Origin of the sequence: Sphingomonas sp. CCH9-F2, assembly GCF_001556735.1 — a bacterium.
In the GTDB taxonomy this organism is placed as follows: domain Bacteria; phylum Pseudomonadota; class Alphaproteobacteria; order Sphingomonadales; family Sphingomonadaceae; genus Sphingomonas; species Sphingomonas ginsenosidimutans.
This window is the reverse complement of the sequence record NZ_LSJO01000166.1, coordinates 1-514: the sequence shown is the minus strand read 5'-3', so window position 1 is coordinate 514 and position 514 is coordinate 1. Positions and strand designations below refer to the sequence as shown.

The 514-nt window shown below is 72.8% G+C and carries 1 pseudogene; it reads left to right on the top strand.

From position 1 onward, the window contains the following. Positions 1–514, top strand: a pseudogene (locus AX685_RS22310) (polysaccharide biosynthesis protein); the annotation flags it as partial.

Sequence of the window (514 nt, the reverse complement as noted above, 5' to 3'; positions counted from 1 at the left end):
GCGACCACCGAGGCGACCGCCAATGCCCATGCTTATTGCGTGACCGCGCTGATGGGGCCGGATGCCTTTGCGCCGATCGCGGCGGGGGCGCTGGCGATCCGTCCGGTGATGGTCGCGATGAACGCGCTGACCGATTACGAGCGCGCGCGCATGGCTGGCGCGATCGCGCAGGGTCGGATCGACACCGCGCGGTCGGCGGTACGGTTCTTCCGGCTGGTGCTGATCGCGATCTGGGTGGCGACGGCGGTGCTGCTGGCGGGGGTGCTGACGGTCGCGCCGCACGTGCTGTTCCCGCATTATCCGCTGGCGGTGGTGGGCAGCGCGGCGGCGGCGTGGATGGCGGTGGCGGCGGTGCGGCTGGCGCGAATGCCGGAAAGCGCGCTGTTGCAGGCGGGCGGCGCGTTCCGCACGCTGGCGCTGGCGAGCGGATGGTCGTCGATCGCGTCGGTGGCGGCGGTGCTGGTGCTGATCGTCGCGGGCGGGCCGTTATGGTCGGTGCTCGGCGTGCTGGCGG